Origin of the sequence: Bacillus tequilensis KCTC 13622, assembly GCF_000507145.1 — a bacterium.
Lineage (GTDB): Bacteria > Bacillota > Bacilli > Bacillales > Bacillaceae > Bacillus > Bacillus tequilensis.
On sequence record NZ_AYTO01000033.1, the window covers coordinates 24,301 to 43,352 of the forward strand.

General features: G+C 44.2%; 21 protein-coding genes, 1 tRNA gene and 2 pseudogenes. 3 read left to right on the forward strand and 21 right to left on the reverse strand.

Features of this window, described 5'->3' with window-relative positions; all coding sequences use genetic code 11:
- Positions 1-2 precede the first annotated feature (2 nt).
- The 15 genes and pseudogenes from V756_RS0111220 to queG form a co-directional block, all read right to left on the reverse strand.
- Positions 3-764, reverse strand: a complete 762-nt coding sequence (locus V756_RS0111220) for a hypothetical protein (protein ID WP_024714745.1) — start codon at positions 762-764, stop codon at positions 3-5.
- Between the two features lie 9 nt (positions 765-773).
- Positions 774-919, reverse strand: a pseudogene (locus V756_RS1000000123455) (hypothetical protein); the annotation flags it as partial.
- Positions 919-1,293 (reverse strand): hypothetical protein, encoded by a 375-nt coding sequence (locus tag V756_RS0111225; RefSeq protein WP_024714746.1) that lies wholly within the window; start codon positions 1,291-1,293, stop codon positions 919-921. The gene V756_RS0111225 and the pseudogene V756_RS1000000123455, both read right to left, overlap by 1 nt.
- Before the next feature lie 12 nt (positions 1,294-1,305).
- On the reverse strand, positions 1,306-1,836 hold the full coding sequence (locus tag V756_RS0111230; RefSeq protein ID WP_024714747.1) for an NAD(P)H-dependent oxidoreductase: 531 nt from the start codon (positions 1,834-1,836) through the stop codon (positions 1,306-1,308).
- A 22-nt stretch (positions 1,837-1,858) separates the two neighbouring features.
- On the reverse strand, positions 1,859-3,463 hold the full coding sequence (locus V756_RS0111235) for an MFS transporter (protein ID WP_024714748.1): 1,605 nt from the start codon (positions 3,461-3,463) through the stop codon (positions 1,859-1,861).
- Positions 3,464-3,503: 40 nt separating this feature from the next.
- Positions 3,504-4,169, reverse strand: coding sequence for an HlyD family secretion protein (locus V756_RS0111240; protein WP_081719842.1), 666 nt, complete (start codon positions 4,167-4,169; stop codon positions 3,504-3,506).
- Positions 4,170-4,204: 35 nt separating this feature from the next.
- The gene (locus V756_RS0111245; protein WP_024714750.1) at positions 4,205-4,669 is read right to left on the reverse strand and encodes a MarR family transcriptional regulator; all 465 of its coding nucleotides are present in this window, start codon (positions 4,667-4,669) and stop codon (positions 4,205-4,207) included.
- 159 nt (positions 4,670-4,828) lie between these two features.
- The gene (yhbH, locus tag V756_RS0111255) at positions 4,829-6,007 is read right to left on the reverse strand and encodes a sporulation protein YhbH (RefSeq protein WP_024714751.1); all 1,179 of its coding nucleotides are present in this window, start codon (positions 6,005-6,007) and stop codon (positions 4,829-4,831) included.
- A gap of 179 nt (positions 6,008-6,186) precedes the next feature.
- Positions 6,187-8,082 (reverse strand): serine/threonine protein kinase PrkA, encoded by a 1,896-nt coding sequence (gene prkA / locus V756_RS0111260; RefSeq protein WP_024714752.1) that lies wholly within the window; start codon positions 8,080-8,082, stop codon positions 6,187-6,189.
- A gap of 350 nt (positions 8,083-8,432) precedes the next feature.
- A complete protein-coding gene (locus V756_RS0111270) occupies positions 8,433-9,140 on the reverse strand; it encodes a hypothetical protein (protein ID WP_024714753.1) in 708 nt (235 codons plus the stop codon).
- An 11-nt stretch (positions 9,141-9,151) separates the two neighbouring features.
- A complete protein-coding gene (locus V756_RS0111275; protein ID WP_024714754.1) occupies positions 9,152-9,865 on the reverse strand; it encodes a bactofilin family protein in 714 nt (237 codons plus the stop codon).
- A complete protein-coding gene (locus V756_RS0111280) occupies positions 9,856-10,497 on the reverse strand; it encodes a YhbD family protein (protein ID WP_024714755.1) in 642 nt (213 codons plus the stop codon). Before V756_RS0111280 ends, V756_RS0111275 begins: the two co-directional genes overlap by 10 nt.
- 109 nt (positions 10,498-10,606) lie before the next feature.
- Entirely contained in the window at positions 10,607-11,089 is a 483-nt protein-coding gene (gene trmL / locus V756_RS0111285; RefSeq protein ID WP_081719844.1) for a tRNA (uridine(34)/cytosine(34)/5-carboxymethylaminomethyluridine(34)-2'-O)-methyltransferase TrmL, read from the reverse strand.
- Between the two features lie 37 nt (positions 11,090-11,126).
- Positions 11,127-12,057, reverse strand: a pseudogene (locus V756_RS0111290) (amidase domain-containing protein).
- A 66-nt stretch (positions 12,058-12,123) separates the two neighbouring features.
- Positions 12,124-13,284: a tRNA epoxyqueuosine(34) reductase QueG gene (queG, locus tag V756_RS0111295; RefSeq protein WP_024714758.1), complete on the reverse strand. Its 1,161-nt coding sequence runs from the start codon at positions 13,282-13,284 to the stop codon at positions 12,124-12,126.
- 82 nt (positions 13,285-13,366) lie between these two features.
- On the opposite strand from queG, the gene V756_RS0111300 reads away from it, so the two are divergent.
- Complete coding sequence (locus V756_RS0111300) at positions 13,367-13,990, forward strand: B3/B4 domain-containing protein (RefSeq protein WP_024714759.1); 624 nt, start codon at positions 13,367-13,369, stop codon at positions 13,988-13,990.
- A gap of 90 nt (positions 13,991-14,080) precedes the next feature.
- Here V756_RS0111300 and V756_RS0111305 read toward each other — a convergent pair.
- A tRNA-Gly gene (locus V756_RS0111305) sits at positions 14,081-14,154 on the reverse strand.
- 192 nt (positions 14,155-14,346) lie between these two features.
- On the opposite strand from V756_RS0111305, the gene V756_RS0111310 reads away from it, so the two are divergent.
- Together V756_RS0111310 and V756_RS0111315 are read left to right on the forward strand one after the other, a co-directional pair.
- Complete coding sequence (locus V756_RS0111310; protein ID WP_024714760.1) at positions 14,347-14,547, forward strand: helix-turn-helix transcriptional regulator; 201 nt, start codon at positions 14,347-14,349, stop codon at positions 14,545-14,547.
- Between the two features lies 1 nt (position 14,548).
- Positions 14,549-15,022, forward strand: a complete 474-nt coding sequence (locus tag V756_RS0111315; RefSeq protein WP_024714761.1) for a hypothetical protein — start codon at positions 14,549-14,551, stop codon at positions 15,020-15,022.
- A gap of 18 nt (positions 15,023-15,040) precedes the next feature.
- Here V756_RS0111315 and rpsN read toward each other — a convergent pair whose 3' ends face one another.
- The 5 genes from rpsN to V756_RS0111340 all read right to left on the reverse strand — a co-directional run bounded on the left by rpsN (position 15,041) and on the right by V756_RS0111340 (position 19,037).
- Positions 15,041-15,310, reverse strand: a complete 270-nt coding sequence (rpsN, locus tag V756_RS0111320) for a 30S ribosomal protein S14 (protein WP_024714762.1) — start codon at positions 15,308-15,310, stop codon at positions 15,041-15,043.
- Positions 15,311-15,425: 115 nt separating this feature from the next.
- Complete coding sequence (locus tag V756_RS0111325; RefSeq protein ID WP_024714763.1) at positions 15,426-15,962, reverse strand: YgaN family protein; 537 nt, start codon at positions 15,960-15,962, stop codon at positions 15,426-15,428.
- A 94-nt stretch (positions 15,963-16,056) separates the two neighbouring features.
- Positions 16,057-17,193 (reverse strand): FMNH2-dependent alkanesulfonate monooxygenase, encoded by a 1,137-nt coding sequence (gene ssuD, locus V756_RS0111330; protein WP_024714764.1) that lies wholly within the window; start codon positions 17,191-17,193, stop codon positions 16,057-16,059.
- A gap of 18 nt (positions 17,194-17,211) precedes the next feature.
- A complete protein-coding gene (locus V756_RS0111335; protein ID WP_081719845.1) occupies positions 17,212-18,042 on the reverse strand; it encodes an ABC transporter permease in 831 nt (276 codons plus the stop codon).
- Positions 18,039-19,037 (reverse strand): aliphatic sulfonate ABC transporter substrate-binding protein, encoded by a 999-nt coding sequence (locus V756_RS0111340; RefSeq protein WP_024714766.1) that lies wholly within the window; start codon positions 19,035-19,037, stop codon positions 18,039-18,041. The genes V756_RS0111335 and V756_RS0111340 overlap by 4 nt, the downstream gene beginning before the upstream one ends.
- Between the last annotated feature and the right edge of the window lie 15 nt (positions 19,038-19,052).

A 19,052-nucleotide genomic window follows, 5' to 3' on the forward strand; every position in this document is an offset into this window, starting at 1 on the left:
ATTCACACCTCTACTTTACGATCAAGCAGTTTTGAAGCCATGATGAGCAGCAAGATCGTGATAACAATCGCAATAGGAAACCCGAGCACTGACAGGTGTATCGGTTTTAACTCCAATCTCCAAACATTATGGTAGTTGAAATCAAAGTTACAATAGACTGTTACCGGCCAGAAATGCTTTTGAGATTCAACTAAAGGGCTTATGATGAACTCATCGTAAAAGAACCACACTGCGGCCAACAGCCCCATCGCAGCCCACCGCAACCCGCGCCAATTCTTAAGAGAGTGGAAAACAGTCCAAAACACAATGACTGTTACTGACATGTCTAACGAAGAAATAAGCCCGAACACATTCAGCAAAACGACTGTACTTGTCATATCAACATGATGCTCCAGCAGGTTTTTCACAGAGAGCATATGATAAATCCCAATGCCATAGGCTGTTAATGCCAATTGAATCAGAAATTGATAGAGCAAGGATGCTGTCAATTTAGAAGAAAACAGCAAGAAGCCGCCATTTGGATTGTACAGCCAAAGCTGTGATTTCCCTTCCTTGCGAAGATGATAAAACACAAAAACAGGAGATAAGAAAAGCAGAAAAAAAGCAATCGTCACAAAAAAACCAAAAATAACCAGAGGTTCTTTCGTGCGATAAGCTATCATATGACCTGTTCCCAATAAAAAAATGATTCCGCATATCAATACAAGCAGCCACATTCTTGAAAGCTTGATATCTTTCTTTAACAAACCTAAAAAAGAATCCATATTTTTACCTCCCGGGAGCCTCTTCGGTGTATGAGTAACATAGTACACTAGTTTAAAGCACAATACAACATATTCCATGGATTTATTTGATAAAAAAACATATAAACAGCAAAAAAGGCAAACCCGCCATGAGTAAACGGATTTGCCTTTTTCATTACTTATTTTTATTTTTCATGGAGAGCAGAGCATCACGATAGCTTCTGTCCTGCATTTTGTCACTTTCTTCAGTGACCTCTTCTTCCGCCTGAACTTCATCAGAATGCTTAAACTTTTGCAGCGCCTGCCTGTAAATATCATCACCCATTGTGTTTCGTTTCTCTTCTGGAGAATCGTTTTTCACAACGGCTGGCGTATGCTCGGCAGCCCTTGCTTCAGCAGGGTATTGCGCTTCGTTTTTTTCCTCTTCTGGAGGAGCGATTCTTTCGGTTGTTTCTTGCATCTCAGGTCCAGGAGAAGTGTTGCGGACATTGAATGTAATAAGAGCCGCAATGACGATGACAGCAGCAATAATTGCTATAATAATGGCCATTTCAACCTCTCCTTACTGTCCTGATGTTAGGTTTCCTGTGACTTCGCTGACGCGTCTTCCTAAAGCGCGTCCAAGCTGAATGCCTTCCTCGGTCATTAACTCATCACTATCAACAGGACAAGTGACGCCCGCACCGTAGTAAGAGCCGTACAGTGCGTTTTCAGGCACGTTGCCAGGCAGACCGACAACGATCATGCCTTGGTGGAACATCGGCGTAATTAAGTTGTGCATTGTCATTTCCAAGCCGCCGTGTGTTGTGGCCGTTGTGCAGAAAACAGCGCCGACTTTATTGATCAGCTCGCCTTCAGCCCATAAGTAGCCGAGTCTGTCGATCCAAGCTTTAAGACCGGAGCTGATTGTTCCGAAATGCCCAGGGCATCCCCAAATAATCGCATCCATCTCTTTCAGCTTGCGGATATCGGCTTGATCGACATGGTCGATCAATACCTCAGCCGCCTCGTTCTCTCTCGCGCCTTCAGCAATCGCTTCTGCAAGAACTTTTGTATGTTCACCTTCACTGTCATATACTACATAAATTTTCATTCAGGAAACCTCCTTATACAGATTAAGATTCCTTCACTTCTTTTGGAGCCGGAAGCAATGAAAGCTCCTCTTGTTTCTTTTTCTCAGCACGCGCTTTATCTTTTCTGACGTCACGCAGGAAGAGAGCCAGAATAAAGCCAAACACACAGAATATTGTTGCCCACATAAAGGCATCATTAATCCCCATTACGTTTGAATCAAGAGATGCATGCTTGTAAAGATGTGAGTAAACATATGTTTTCGCTGTGTCATAAGACATGTTCATATTCACCATTAAATTCGTAACTGCATTTTGGAATGCATGGAGGAAGTTCGGGTCCGCCGTGCTCGTTTTATCTGCAATCTGTGAATAATGGAATGTCGTACGGTTTGTATAAATCGTCGTAATTAAGCTTGTACCGATTGATCCGCTGATTTGGCGAAGCGTGTTGCTCATCGCCGTACCGTGGCTGTTCAGACGGGCAGGAAGCTGGTTCATCCCCGCTGTCATAACCGGCATCATTAAGAGTGACATACCGAATGCACGGATTGAATAGATCAGCATGATGTGTGTATATGGTGTATCAATTGTTAATTGCGTGTATTGATATGTTGTCACCACTGTAACGAGAAGCCCGATAATCGCAAGCGGTCTCGGACCGAATTTATCAAACAAAATACCGGAGATCGGTGACATGATCAGCATGACGATCGCACCCGGAAGCAGAAGCAGCCCGGATTGAAGCGCCGTAAAGCCGACTAGATTTTGAAGATAAATCGGCAGCAGGAACATACCAGTGTACAATGCTACTGTAATAATAATGTTAATGACACTTGAAAGCGAGAAAATGTCATATTTAAACACTCTGAAGTCAAGCATCGGATTATCATGACGCAATTGCTGGATAACAAAAGCAACGATCGCAATACCACCTATCACAACTGTGGACAGGACAATCGGATCAGTCCAGCCGTCAGATCCCGCTTCACTGACTCCGTATAATAAGGAGGCGAATCCGACAATCGAAAGAATCGCTCCAAGCGTATCGAGTTTGATTTTTTGCGGCTCCACCATATTTTTAAAGATGAAGAAAGCCACGATAATCACGATTGCGCCGATTGGCACAAGTCCGTAAAACATGATGCGCCATGTGTAATGCTCAATGATCCATCCGGAAAGAGTCGGACCGACCGCCGGAGCAAACATCATCGCAAGTCCGAAGATCCCCATTCCTTTCCCCCTGCTTTCAGGCGGGAAAATTAACAGAATGGTTGTCATAACGAGCGGCTGCAAGATTCCTCCGCCTACGGCCTGAATCAAACGGCCGACCAGCATTGTAGAGAAGTTAGGTGCGATACCGCAGACTAACGTACCGAGCGTAAAACAGAACATGGCGATGAGAAAGAGACTCCGTTGGCCAAACCGTGTAATCAGGAAGGCAGATAACGGAATCAAAACGCCGTTAACAAGCATGTAACCTGTTGTGAGCCACTGAATCGTCGTTGCACTTACACCAAATTCAGTCATTAAGTGAGGCATTGCGACGTTAAGCAGCGTTTGGTTAAGTATTGCCAGAAACAGCCCTGCCATTAGCACAATCAGCAATGACATTGGGCTTTTTGCATTATTTTCTTTGACTGTAGCCATCTAAGACAACCTCCTTTCATGGTTTGATGACTGACCTGATTTACTCAGAAATTTTAACAGTTGCGTTCATACCAGGAAGCACTTTGTCAGATGGGTTTTTAATTGAAATTTTAACAGGAACTTTTTGTGTTACTTTTGTATAGTTTCCGCTTGAATTAGAAGATGGAAGCATATCAAAAGTTGAGTTTGTCGCATAACCGATTTCTTCTACTGTACCGTCAAATGTTGTACCAGGGTCTCCATCAACTACTACGTCTACACTATTTCCTACTTTAACATCCGAAAGGTCTGTTTCTTTAATATTTGCAGTGATATACAAGTGATCCATGTCAATTGTTTGGGCAATTGTTGTGCCGGCTTGTACTGTTTGGCCGTTTTTCACTTCATTTTTCACAATTGTTCCGTCCATGATGGATTTTACGTCAACAGATTGTTCACCTTTGATTTTTGCTACTGTGTCGCCTTTTTTAACTGTTTTTCCTTCGTCAAGATCCCAGTCAGATACTTTACCTGCCGCTGGAGCTGTAATAGCAGCCATATCACCGGCTACTTTCGCTTCGTCAGTTTTTACAAAGCTTGTGCTTTGATAATAGTAATAAGCACCTCCGCCTATAATTGCAAGAACAACAATCAAACCGATAATGTTGGTCAGAATTAAACGTCCTCTGTTCATTTTGTTTTCTCCTTTCGTTTCATCCTCTATCATTTTGCGGAAAGATGGTGAAAATATGTGGGAAGTTTTTAATTACCGCTTTTTTCTGAACAGCCTTGAGCAAGCTTCGTTAAACTTCCGGCGAGCTTGCGCAAATACTGCAGCTGGGATGTATCGAGCTTCTGATACAGGCTCGCTCCCATTTTCGCATACTGCACAGCGGCGTTTTCTAATAGTTCTTCCCCCTCTTCGGTTAACTGAATCATGACGATACGGCGGTCATCCGGACTGTCATACCGATTCATCAATTGGCGCTTATACAGAATATCTGTCATCCGCGTCACAGAAGCGGGCTTAAGATCAAGCGACATTGCCAGCTTGCTTAGCGGGGTGCTTCCGCTTTGATGAATTTTAAACATCAGCAAATATTGAAGGACTGTAATATCAAAAGGCTCAAGCACAATCTCCAATATCTTCTTCTGTTTTTTATAAATCGCCCGAGACGTATCGAAGAGCTGTTCAAAAGTGAGCAAAGCACGTTCTGATTCAGTCAACTCCTTTTCACCTCATTCCTCAATAATAGTTCACAAGATAAAATATTAATAAATGAAAGAAGATTTGTCAAAGGAAAAATTTCTTTTTCCTCCGTATTTTTTTCGCAAGCGTTTTCTTGCTTTTATTAAATAAAAAAAAGCCCTGAAATGGGCTTTTCATTACGAATATTGATGGCTTACACCAGACTCTTCATTTTTGAAAAAGTTCTTCAAGGCCTGAAAAACATCAGATTTCTGTTTTAAAATATAGTACTTAAATTTCTCGTCCTTCACATTTTTGTATGCGGACATTAATGTTGAATGCCTGTTATACTGATTGACCTCTCCGTAGCAAAAAAGATTGGACTTCTTCATAATATCATTGACCAGTTTCACACAGCGCGCGTTATCAGATGTCAGGTTGTCACCGTCAGAAAAATGGAATGGGTAAATATTATAGCTGGCGGGATTGTATTTTTCATCAATCAGCTCAAGCGACTTCCGATATACGGATGAACAGATCGTTCCGCCGCTTTCTCCCTTTGAGAAGAAGTCCTCTTCTGACACGACTTTTGCTTCTGTATGATGAGCAATAAATTCAATTTCCACAGTCTCGTACTTCGTCCGCAAAAAACGGGTCATCCAGAAAAAGAAGCTTCTGGCCATGTATTTTTCCCAGACACCCATGCTGCCGCTTGTATCCATCATTGCTAAGACGACGGCTTTTGACTCGGGCTTTGTTATGTCATTCCACGTCTTATATTTCAGATCCTCCGGGTAAATCGGATAGAACGACGGCTTCCCTGTCATCGCGTTTCGTTTAAAAGCCGACATCATCGTTCTTTTCTTATCAATATTACCGGTTAACCCTGTTTTACGGATATCATTAAACTCAATATCTGTATGAATGATATTGTCCCGCTCTTTTTGCTGGAGATTCGGAAGCTCTAGTTCCTTAAAAAGCGCTTCTTCTAAATCCATTAATGAAACTTCCGCTTCATAATAATCTTCGCCTGCCTGATCACCGGCGCCTTGCCCTTTTCCAGGCCCTTGTTTTTTGTCTGATCCATCCCGTGCCACAACATCTCCAACCTGGCTTTCGCCGTCTCCTTGCCCTACATGTTTGTTTTTATCATAGTTATAACGGATTTTATACTCATCAAGTGAACGGATTGGGATTTTCACTACATCTTTTCCATTTGACATAATAATGCTTTCCTCGGTCACGAGATCAGGAAGATTGTTTTTGATCGCTTCCTGCACTTTTTTCTGGTGGCGCTGCTGGTCATCAAAGCCTTTTCGATGGAGGGACCAGTTTTCCTCAGAAATCAAAAAATGGCCGCTGTCATTTTGGGACATGAATTCCCCTCCTTAACCATTTGTGGTCGTGATATATACGTATTCCGGCTTGTGCCAGATTATGAAACAAGTCTTTCGAAAAGATTTATATTCATCATATGCATAAAAGTACGGTTAATTGACAAACTATTTAGAAAATGAGACAAAATAACCCGCCCTTTTCGGACGGGTTACAGCACTTATCGGTTTAGCAGGCTGCCGACATATTTCAGCAGCTCATTGGCGCTCGTCGAGTTGTAGCCGTGCTCATCAATTAAACGGGCCACGACTTCATTTACCTTTTTCAGCTGCTGCTCATCCGGCGTTTTTGTTGAAGTCGTAATTTTAACGACATCCTTCAGATCGGCAAACAGCTTTTTCTGAATGGCTTCACGCAGTCTTTCATGAGAATTGTAATCAAACCGCTTACCTTTTCTCGCATAGGCCGAGATGCGGATTAAGATTTCTTCGCGGAATGCTTTTTTCGCGTTTTCCGAAATCCCAATCTGCTCTTCGATTGATCTCATCAGCTTTTCGTCAGGATTCATTTCTTCGCCTGTCAAAGGATCACGAAGCTTGTTTTTATTGCAATAGGCCTCTACGTTGTCGAGGTAATTGTCCATAAGTGTTTTAGCTGATTCTTCATACGAATACACAAACGCTTTTTGAACTTCCTTTTTCGCAATGTCGTCATATTCCTTGCGGGCTGCGGAAATAAAGTTCAAATACCGCTCCTTGTCATCGCTTGAGATCGAAGGATGCTGATCAAGACCTTCTTTTAAGGAACGGAGCACATCAAGAGAATTAATCGACTCCATATTTTTTCTGATAATCGTTGAAGAAATCCGGTTGATCACGTACCGCGGATCAATGCCGCTCATGCCTTCATCATTATATTCTTTTTTCAAATCCTCAACGTCAACAGAATTATATCCTTCCACACTTTCTCCATCATAGAGCCTCATTTTCTTTACCAGATCAATATCCGACCGCTTCGGTTCTTTTAATCTGGTAAGAATCGAGAACATCGCAGCGACCTTCAACGTATGCGGGGCAATGTGAACATCTGCCACATCGCTTTCTGCAATCATTTTTTCATAAATTCTCTCTTCCTCAGACACTTTTAAATTATAAGGGACAGGCATCACAATGATTCTTGAGTGCAGAGCTTCATTCTTCTTATTAGAAATAAATGAGCGATACTCCGTTTCATTCGTATGAGCCACGATCAGCTCATCAGCAGAAATTAACGCAAATCGCCCTGCTTTAAAATTCCCTTCCTGTGTCAATGAAAGCAAATGCCAGAGAAATTTCTCATCACATTTCAGCATCTCCTGAAACTCCATCATCCCGCGGTTCGCTTTATTCAGCTCGCCGTCAAACCTGTATGCGCGCGGATCTGATTCTGAACCGTACTCAGCGATTGTGGAGAAATCAATACTTCCCGTCAAATCAGCAATATCCTGAGATTTCGGATCTGACGGACTGAATGTTCCAATACCCGTACGCTTATCTTCTGAAAAGAAGATGCGTTCTACCTTCACATCCTCAATTCTTCCTCTGTACTCGTCCTCAAGCCTCATGACATTTAAAGGAGAAAGACTTCCTTCTATTCGAATGCCGTATTCTCTGTAAAAGTCATCGCGCAAATGATGGGGGATTAAATGCAGAGGATCTTCGTGCATCGGGCAGCCTTTAATCGCATATACAGCGCCATTATCCGTCAGGGTATACGCTTCTAAACCTTTTTTAAGCATCGTAACCAGCGTTGATTTACCGCCGCTCACAGGTCCCATCAGCAATAGAATCCGCTTTCTGACATCAAGCCGTTTCGCGGCCGGATGAAAATACTCTTCCACAAGACGCTCTAGAGATTCTTCAAGCCCGAACAGCTCACGGTCAAAAAAGCTGTACGTCTTGCGTCCGTCATTCTCCTCTATCCCGCTGTCTTTTATCATATTAAAAACACGAGAATGAGCAGATTGCGCGACCATTGGATTTTCTTTAATGATCTCCAAATAATCGGCGAATGTTCCTTCCCATTTCAGCCGCTGCTCTTCCTCTCTGTACTGTTCAATTTTCTTTAATATATCCATAAGGACCTCCTCTATCATGTTTGATACGCTATGCAAATAAGGTACTTTAATTACACTCTATGCCGCCATCTCGTGATACATGCTTTGGTTTCTTAAAAATAAAGATACTTATACGGCGTTGACAAGGCAGACAGCGACCGTTCATAATAAAGAAACATACAAAATCATCCAGACTCGGACAGCACGGAAAAATTGAAGAGGGGGAGAGACGGTGAAAACAATCATTATGATGGGTGTCATTGTCACTTTTTTAGTATCAATTTTTACCGCAGGATACGAAAGCAAGCCGGGGAAAGAATAAAAAAAGGTGCTCCTGATAAGAGCACCCTTTTTTATAACAGAACAATGTTTTACAGCTTGTGTTTTTCTTTAATTTTTGAATGCTGGTCACATTCGCATGTGTTTTTGTATTCAATCGTTCCGATGCTGCAGCCCGGCCCGATCACCACTTCTTTTCCTCTGACAACGGCGGCTTCTGTATTCTCCAAATAAACTTGATCTCCTTCAATGAGGTCGGCGATCAGTTTTACTTTCTTTCGGTTAAATAAGCCGGTGCGTCTTTTCACAGCAATTGAGGTTCCGCCGATTTCACGCACATAGCTTACATCATGGCCCAATCCAAGATTGATATCACCCGCATTTAATAAACCTGATACATCAACACAGCCTGTGACATGGAACATTTCCGTTTCACAATTGCCTTTAACGTCGAGCTTCCCTTTCACATCGCACGATTCTCCAGTCATATTCCCGCGAATTTCAGTCAGGCCTTTCAGATTGAATCGATTAAATTGAAGTGAGCCGCTGACTTTCATTGTGCCGTAAATAGTGATTCTGCCGGCTGTCAGATCGCCTTTAAACTCACTTTCTCCGAATACGCGCAGCCGCTCAGTCTCTGCCTTTCCGAGAAAAAGGCCTGTTCCGAATATGCGGCAGCCCGCAGCAGACAGCCCTTCACCTACCACACCTTCACCTTTGATGCTGACATGGTGATACGCGCCTCCTGCAGCGTGTCCGGCACCATATAATTTTAAATTTCCCAGTTTTGTTATCTCCATTACAATCCTCCTCACATCTTCGTGCACGTTTCTACCGTTGCGCTCGGATCACAAGTATAGTCCCCGCTGTATTCAACAGTTTCAATCTGGCAATTCGGGCCGATTTTGACTTTATTTCCACGTACCGTTATCGCCTTTGTGTTTGTCAGCTCAATCACGTCACCTTCGATCAGTTCAGCTGTTAAAACAGGCTGGGGCATCAATCTAAGCAATGTCAGCATACCTTTTCTGGCGGTCACTTGAAGATGGCGGCAGCCGATCTCACGCACATAGCTTTCCCCGGAAGAAAGCTTAATGTTCACCTGGTCAGCGTTCAAAAGCCCGCTGATTTTGCATTTCCCTTCTGACTGAAAGGTTTCCGTTTCACAGTCCGCTTCCATGACAGCTTTTCCGCTAATGTCAATGCCATCAGCCTTGACAGTGCCGCCAAATGTTGATGATCCAGCGATTTTCAATTGTTTTGCGGATACCCCTCCTTTAATAAAGCCAGTACCATGAATTCGAATTGATTCTGCTTCAACGTCTCCATGTATCTTTCCTGAACCGCTGATGGTTACCGCTTTCGCTTTGACGCTGCCGTCAGCTTTTCCAGTTCCATTAAAAGAAAAAGTGCCGCACTCCACGTCCCCGGCCACTGTTCCGCTGCCATTAATCTCGACTGATTGAAAGGTTCCTCCCTTTGAACTTCCCGATCCGTTTATCACCAGCTTTTCCATTACATCCATTGATGGCCCTCCTGCATATATGTTGTTTTTAATTCTTCTGATGCCTTTACTAGATCTACCCGTTCCACGATCTTGACGGACGATTCAAACAGAATGCCATCCGCCGCAGCCGCTATAAAACAAGTGGTGACACCGAGCTTCCGCAGCACGATCAGCTCTGTCTGGTTCTTGATCTCTTCAGTGTCATGCTGCTTTAGCACCTCTGCAGCGATTTTCGCTTCTGCCAGACTGACATTTCCGGATTGCAGCAGCCCTTCAAGCACATAAAGCGAAAGCAGATCGCGGGAAGAAAAAACCGAATTTCCCCCGCCTTCAGAAAAGACATCCAGAACAGGCCTTGAAATCAAACCTTTCTGAAGCAATTCATCAGCGGTCATGCTGACATCCGTCATTTTTGGCGACAGCATTTCCCTCATTTCATCCAGAGACAAATTTTCCTTCATCTTTTGAATCATTGAAATGCGTTTTAACATATCCTCTCTCGGAAAAAACGTCTCCTGCCCTGTAAATGTGGATTTGCGAATAAACCATTCCTCGGGAATTAAGTTTTTCCGCTTCCATCGATACAGCTGACCGTATGAAATCGACGTTCTTTCTAATAATTCTTTTTTAGAGATTAATTGTTCATCCATAAGTCCAGCTCCTTTGATAGGTACATTGTAACATAACACTGTTACGTTGTTAAGTCCCGAAACAAAGCAGCACAAAAAAATCCGCCCATCATCATGAGCGGATTTTTTCCTATTTTAAATCACGGTAATTTTGCTGGCGCAGCGCTTCATAAACGAGAATCGCAGCAGTGTTGGACAGATTTAACGATCTGACGTGCTCTGTCATCGGAAGACGCAGGCAGCGGTCCATATTACTTTGAATTAAATCCTTCGGCAAACCGCTTGTTTCTCTTCCGAACACGAAGAAATAATCTTCATCAAGATCAGTGTAATCAAACGATGTATGAGGCTGCTGGCCGAATTTCGTTATAAAGAAAAACTGGCCTTTTTGATATTCCTCAAACAATTCTTCTAACGAATCATGATATACAACATTCACAAACTCCCAATAATCAAGTCCGGCACGCTTCAGCATTTTATCATCCGTTGAAAAGCCGAGCGGACGAATCAGGTGGAGCGTTGTATTAGTTGCTGCACAAGTGCGTGCAATATTCCCTGTATTGGCGGGAATTTCTGGTTGATATAAAACGACATGTAATGCCACAATGTTCACCTCTGTTTTTCTTGTCCGCCCATCATTATATCATTAATTACCCTTTTGTCGTATCATCAACGATATGAAAAAAAGCATATCGTATTGACGGCGTGTATTCCGTAGAATCCTCATATGACCAATATCTCATCCGGCTGTCATAGGTCTGGGCGTTGACAAGCGGCATATTGCCTTTGTCCTTCGCCACGACAATCGTTGTATGATTAAACCGGCCGTCTCCTTCAAAATCATAGCAAATCACATCACCCGGCATCAGCTCTTCCGCAGATTTCACCCGCACCGCACGCAATCCGGCCTTTGAATTCGACAAGTACATTTTCATAGAATGAGCCACCGTCCAGCTGTAGCTCCATGAGCTTTGTTTCATCCACCAGCCTGACCCCCTGTTCGGGTGGCCGCGCATCGGCGCACTCCCCGCATGAAGACACTGAGAAATAAAATTCGTACAGTTATCACTGAAATTTTTATAGGCCGGATTGCGCTTGTTCCAATATTTCTCGGCATATTGCACAGCGCCGAGACGATCGTATTCAAAGGCTCTGCCAAATGCTTCTCTTTCCTCTTGAGAATAGTCAATAATACTGGTCCCTTCGTGAAATCCAGCCGGCTTCTTCGCAATTTCCTGATCACTAATCAAAATATGATCATACAGGAAGGCCATTCGTTCCTCCATATGCTCTTCCATATATAAGCTGTCGTCCTGTTCCTTACACACGTATTCGTAATGGATGGTATACGTAAGACAGGTCGTTCCGTCATCCTCAACCTGCACATGACCGATGACGGCCTTTGCTTTTGCTTTTACAATGTCAACTTTCCGTTTTTCCAGAAGCTTCTTTTTTCGATCCATGACTTCAAGATCTCCAACTTCAGGATCCTGTCTCATCGCATGCCCGTTAACCAGATAGCATAGCCGCTCCTCCGCTAATTGTTCTAAAATGTGCTTCAAGGCTCACCCCACCCGCCATACTTTTTTATAGAGAAAAAACACTTAGATGATCTCAAGTGTTTTTTCCTTCTGTTCTATACGTATGTCAGGACAGGCCTTGTTTAGTCATGCCTGTAGCTTTTAGCAACTCAATTCCTTTTTCAATTTCCAGCTTTGCCTCTTCATCCGTCTCTTTTTCCAGTGCTTTCTCAAGCTCTTCTGCGTATGCGGGGTCTCCGATTTTCCCGATCGCCCATGCAGCTGTTCCTCTGATAACAGGACGCGGATCCTTATGCATCAGATCCGTCAATTCAGGCAGAGCGGAAGCATCCTTAAAGTGGGCAAGGGCGAGAATGGCGTTTCGCTGAATCGGTTTCTTCCCGCGCCAAGATCCTGAGACATGGCCGAATTTCTCCTTAAATTCACGGTTGCTGATGGTCAGGAGCGGCTTCAATAACGGTTTGGCTATCTCTGGATCAGGCTCCATTTCTGGATGAAGATGAAAGTCCTTCCCTTTATTGAGAGGGCACACCGTTTGGCACGTATCGCACCCGTACAGGCGGTTTCCGATCTTGGTCCGGAATTCATCAGGCAAAAATCCTTTCGTCTGGGTCAGAAAAGAGATGCAGCGCTGCGCGTTCAGCTGTCCCGGATTTACAAGCGCTCCCGTCGGGCAGGCATCCAGACATTTCGTGCAGGACCCGCACATATCTTCAATCGGCACATCAGGCTCAAAAGGGATATTTGTAATCATTTCCGCCAAATACACGTAAGAGCCGTACTCAGGAGTAGTGATCATACAGTTCTTCGCGCTGAATCCGATTCCGGCCCGCTCTGCAACGGCGCGATCAGACAATTCACCTGTGTCAACCATAGACTTAGTTCTGATATCCTCATGCTTGCTTTTCAGAAATTCCTCCAGCAGATCGAGCTTTTCTCTCAGGACATCGTGATAGTCTTTTCCCCAGGAGGCTCTGCAAAAAATGCCCCTGCGCTCAGTTCTCGTGCTTCTCGGCGCGTCCTTCATTCTGGAAGGATATGCGAGAGCAATGGCCACAATTGATTTCGCTTTCGGCAAAAGCAGCTTCGGCGTCACCCTTTTCTCAATATCGGGCTCTTCAAAGCCCGAGAGATAGCCGAGTGATTCTTGAAGAATCAAACGGTCTTTTAAACTGTCAAAAGTATCAGCGGTCGTAAAACCAATCTTGTCCACGCCAATGCTTTTCGCGTATTCAATTAATTCTTCTTTGAGCTGATAAACGTTCATGTTTTGCACAGCCTCCTTTCTTTGTGATAAAACGATACAGCGTATATAATAGGTTGATATCACGTAACTGGAGTGAATGCTGGTGAATATCAAACTTGATTCTGTTATTACTGACCGTGCGGACGGCTTGCTTGCGGCGGCCGTTGTGTATGAGAATATCGAAGTCGGCTCCTCTCCGCAAATGCTGAAAGGCAGGCTTCGCCTATTTCAGGAATCCCTGTTTTTCGACTATGCGGACGGCGGAATATCCAATGAACCCTTCGTCAAAGAATGGAGGGAACTCTTTAAACAGCTTAACCCTTCATTTGAGGAAGAAACAACCCCAATGGAGGACATGCTGATCCCGATATCCAACGAACAATTCATGGAAAGTAAGGATTCAGCCCATGATACCATTGATTTTTTCGCATTAAAATATTCTTTGCCCATTATGATTTATGATGCCGGCAAGCTCCATGAGCCAGTCCGCATCTCATTGGGAGAAAAAGAAAACATACTGATTTTCTCTGATGAAAACGGCGTATTTGGCGATTTTAAAAACAGCGTCAATCGCTATCCCGTTTCAAACGAGACCAGAAACATGCTCCAAATCATCTTTTTCCCGCCATCCATTGAAAAAAACAGCGCTGTTAAACTCTTATCATCATTAACGAAAATGTTTGAACAAATTCACGGCGGTACCCATACAGTACATTGGCTTACGTAAAAGAACACGAATGACGTGTTCTTTTTTACATAAAAAAACGCAATACTTCGTTTATCTGAGAAACGAAACACTGCGTTAATAACGTATGTATGGAGCGGGTGATGAGAATCGAACTCACGACATCAGCTTGGAAGGCTGAGGTTTTACCACTAAACTACACCCGCATTGCGATTGTCAGAAACAGTACCGTTCTGACTTGTCTAATATTACACGTTTATTAATTTTTCGTCAAGGGAATGTGAAAATTTTGTCGAAAAAATGTTGTCTTTTCGTAAATTTGTTAAGCTTCATTTACATAATGTTAAGTATACTATACAATGTAATCAAATGAGATAGTGAAAGGGACAGACGTCATGATGAAAAATAAAGTAAAAGAGCTGAGGGCACGCTTGGGCTATTCTCAAGAAAAACTCGGAGAAAAAGTCGGCGTCACAAGACAAACGGTGGCTGCAATTGAAAAAGGCGACTATGTTCCCTCACTGCTGTTAGCACTGAAAATCTGCAAAGCCTTCTCCATGAAAATGGAGGAAGTCTTTTGGTTAGAGGAGGAAAACTAAGATGAGCATGAAAACAAAAGCAGCTTTTCAACTTGTATTATTTGGCCTTGCATGCTGGACGCTGATTGCATACTTTGAAGCTTCAGAAGGCATTGCATCCTTTTTCCGCACAAAAAGCGGCGAGATGGCGTTTGAATTAAACCTCACCCCCTTTATTTTGTTTGTTGCGGCGTCTGCGGTTTATTTGCACTTACAGAAGAAAAGCCGCCCTGCTGCCAAACAGCTTCTACTGCCTGATGAATTTGAAGAGCAGGACGAGAGAGAGAAGATGATGACGGCAAAAGCATGCCGCGCGTCATATATCGCCGTCTACTTCTCGCTGCCTGCCGCAGCGCTTCTTCTCATTTTTTATCCGCTTTTCCAAGCACGGATCCCGTTTTTCCCTATTATTATTGTGTTTATCATCATGATCATCCAGCACCTATCCTACGTCATCTCTTTCAAGAAAAACGAAAAAAACTCCGGCGCGCTGTAAGCGGCCGGAGTTTTTTTCTTACCAGCTCGCTTTTTTCACACCGGGAATCTGGCCTTTATGGGCCAGCTCCCTGAAAGCGATTCTGGACATGTTAAACTTCCTCATATATCCTCTCGGGCGCCCCGTTACCATGCAGCGATTGTGGAGTCTTCCCGGTGCTGAATCTCTCGGCAGCTTGCTGAGTGCCTCGTAATCTCCTTTTTCCTTTAATTCACGTCTCATTGCAGCGTATTGTTCAACGAGCTGCTGGCGTTTTGACTCTTTTGCCACTTTAGATGTTTTAGCCAAGACATAGCCCCCTTCTTTAAATCGAAATGATTACGGTTTAAAATGTATCATGCACCATTCAAAAAGGCAAGCATAGCGCTTAGAAAAACAGACGGCTGCCTTAAGCCGCCCGTTTCTACTGATGCAATTCCACATAATACAGCAACGCATCTTGATGCTTAATGAGCTCTTTTTTATGTTCAGACGTACGTAATCGCTCATCAGTCCCTTTTATACTACTGCCGATCAATACAGGTTTTTCGAAAGCAATTGATTCCGCTGATGAAATATTCTGAGTCATTTCCTGTGTTGCGCTCTCGTCACGTTTCACTGATGAATCAGCCGCTATATTTCCTTGTTTATCCACAATGCCAAAACGTATGGTGGTATGTTTATTCTTTCCTTCTCCCTCTTCATTCTCAAAATAAACAAATTGTATAGTATCGGGTTTCTTCTCTGAATAATCTGCACGAACCGGTCCAAGCCGCTCAACAAGTTTTCCCTTTTGATAATGTTCGATATACATGTCAGCTGAAGAAATGCCTTCACCGATATTGACGGTTTCGGCAGTGAATGCATGTGAAGCTGCAATACCCATTCTGTTTTTTTCAAGATCTGATATGTCCGCCGCTTTGATTTCCATCTGCTTTGATTGTCCGCATGCTGACAGCATGGCTATCAGGCAAATAGCTGCGGCGCTTATGAATAATTTCAGAAAAAACAGCCCCTTTTTTGAGTATCATATCATGTTCAGGGGCTGTATTTGCTTAAACTGACGCATTTTTCTCTTTGACAAAATAAGAGTTCCCGACCGCTTCTCCCCTTTTGTTCTGAAGCTTTCTCGTCCGCTCATTTTCAAATGGCAACAGCGGAAACACAAGCTCCGCAAAATAATACGCTTCTTCTAAATGCGGATAGCCGGAGAAAATAAACGATTCTATGCCGAGTGACTGGTATTCCGCTATCCGATCGGCAATCGTCTGCGGATCACCGACAAGAGCTGTTCCTGCCCCGCCTCTGACAAGGCCGATCCCCGCCCAAAGATTCGGGCTGATTTCAAGCTTTGTCCGATCGCCTTGATGAAGAACAGCCATCCGCTGCTGGCCTGAAGAATCATAACGGCTCAAAGCCGCCTGCGCTTTGGCAATGGTGTCATCATCTAAATGGCGGATTAAGCGTTCAGCTGCTTCCCAAGCCTCCTGTTCGGTTTCACGGACAATGACATGCAGCCTGATGCCGAAGCGAACCGCTCTCCCCTCTTTTTCCGCTTGCTTTTTGACTCTCTCAATTTTTTCTTTTACTTGTTTTGGCGGCTCGCCCCACGTCAAGTACACGTCTGTATGCTTAGCGGCTGCCTCAATACCCGCCTGTGACGATCCTCCGAAATAGATAGGCGGATGCGGCGCTTGCTGCGGCGGGAAAAGCAGATTGCTGTTTTCCACTTTTATATGCTTTCCTTCATAGGTAACCGTTTCTCCCTGTAAAAGTCCCCGCCAAACAGTTAAAAATTCGTCTGTCGCTTCATAGCGTTCGTCATGACTGATAAACAGACCGTCACCTGCCAGCTCGTAAGGGTCGCCTCCTGCCACAACATTGATCAGCAGACGGCCGTCTGAAATGCGGTCTAAGGTGGAGGTCATTCTGGCTGCCAGAGAAGGCTGCATTAAACCGGGCCTTACCGCGACTAAAAACTTTAAGTCCTTTGTTTCTCCTGCCAGCGCCGATGCTGTAAGCCACGGGTCCTCGCACGATCTTCCCGTCGGCAGAAGAACACCAGTATACCCCAGCCTGTCAGCTGCCTGTGCGACTTGTTTAAAGTAAAGATGATCCGCAGTCCGTCCACCGCTTTCAGATCCTAAATATCTCGTGTCTCCATGAGTTGGTATAAACCAGAGAATTTCCATATCCATCTCCCCTTTATGTTAACCTTCGTAACTGTTTCTCCACTTTAAAAGCTTTCGTTCAAGCAGCCTGACAAAGGAATCTGTCAGCTTGCCAACCACTGCAAAAATGATAATCCCGGCAAAGACTTTGTTCGTTTGTGAAAACTGTCTCGCATCCATAATCATATAGCCGACTCCTGAGCTTGAGCCCATCAGCTCTGCTACAACAAGCCCGAGCCATGCAATACCGAGCGATAAGCGAATGCCAAGCAAGATATTTGGCAGGGCTGCCGGCAGAATCACTTTGGAAATCTGCTGATGCCATTTAAATTCAAGCACCCGGGCGACCTCGAACAGTTTTGCGTCTACGCCGCGGATGCCGTTAAACGTATTGATATAGACAGGAAAGAAGGCGCCGAGCGCAATCAGCAAAATTTTAGCTACTTCGTCAAATCCGAACCATAAAATAAACAGCGGTGTGACCGCCAGATGAGGTACGGTTCTAAGCATTTGCAATGACGGATCAAGGTACAGCTCCGTCCGTTTGGAGAATCCGGCCAAAATCCCGATGACCAAGCCGAGCCCAGCACCAAGCAAAAATCCAAGCGCCGCCCGGTAAATGCTGATTTGCAGATGCCCGAACAGCTCACCAGACAAAATAAGCTCTTTAAACGTCAGGACGATCGCAATGGGCGTGGGCAGCACTGTAGCTGACACCACCCCAAGGCTGCCGATGATCTGCCAGATGGCAATAATGACAGCGGGCAGCAAAAGTCCCTTCATCCAGCCAAATGTCATCCTTTGGGGCTTTTTTTGCTTCGCCTTCACATCCGTTTTCGGCAGCGAGCCTGCAGCCTCTGCTTTCATCATTGATCACCTCCTGCGGAACTTTCCTTTAACGCTTTTTTAATAAATGAGTTATCCACAACCTCTTTCACATTGATCTTCTTGTCTATCGCCTTCGCTTGATATTGAAAATCCGCTGTCTCCTGCTGTGCTTTCACAATGTCGTCACTAATGACCTCATTTAGAGGCTCAGTATTTTTCAGCACATTTTCAACGACCTTTTTATCGAGATCTTTAATGTCTGCATACAAGTCTGCTGCTTCATCCGGATGTTCCTTTTGCCATACAACGGCTTTATTAAACACCTTTAGAAAACGGACCACTTCGTCTGGATGCTCTTCAGAAAACTTTGTTCTTACTAAAGTAAAGCCCGGTGAATATAAATCTGTGCTTTCTCCGTTCACAAGGATCTTTGCTCCGTGTTTCATTGTTTCTAAAGACAAGTACGGCTCCCAAATGGACCAGGCATCAACAGATCCATTTTCAAACGCAGAAGCCGCTTCATCGGGCTGAAGCTGAATGATCGTCACATCATGAGCTGACAACCCCATTTGATCAAGCGCTTTATATAGAAAATCAAAACCGCTGCTGCCTTTGGCGACTGCGATTTTCTTTCCCTTTAAGTCCTTAACGTCCTGAATGCCGCTGTTTTGATTCACAAGGATGCCATTCGCTTTCAACCCATCCTGAGATAAACCAATTTCTTTAAAATCAATGCCTGCCGCCTGACCTGCGATCACAGGCGAATTGCCGACTTGAGAAAAATCAAGTTTGTCTGCCGCAAGGCCTTCAAATTGGGGCGGACCACTTTGAAACTCCACCCATTTCACTTTGATGCCGTCTTTTTCAAATGCATCCTCAAACCAGCCTTTTTCTTTCGCAATCAAAAGCGGGCTCAAGCTTTGCTGAATACCGATTCGAATTTCTTTCAATGGTTTGTGATCACCGCTGGCTCCATTTGCTCCGCAGCCTGCCAGCAGAAATAAAGCAGTAATCAATACAATAAGTCCTTTTTTCATTTCTGCTTCCGCCCT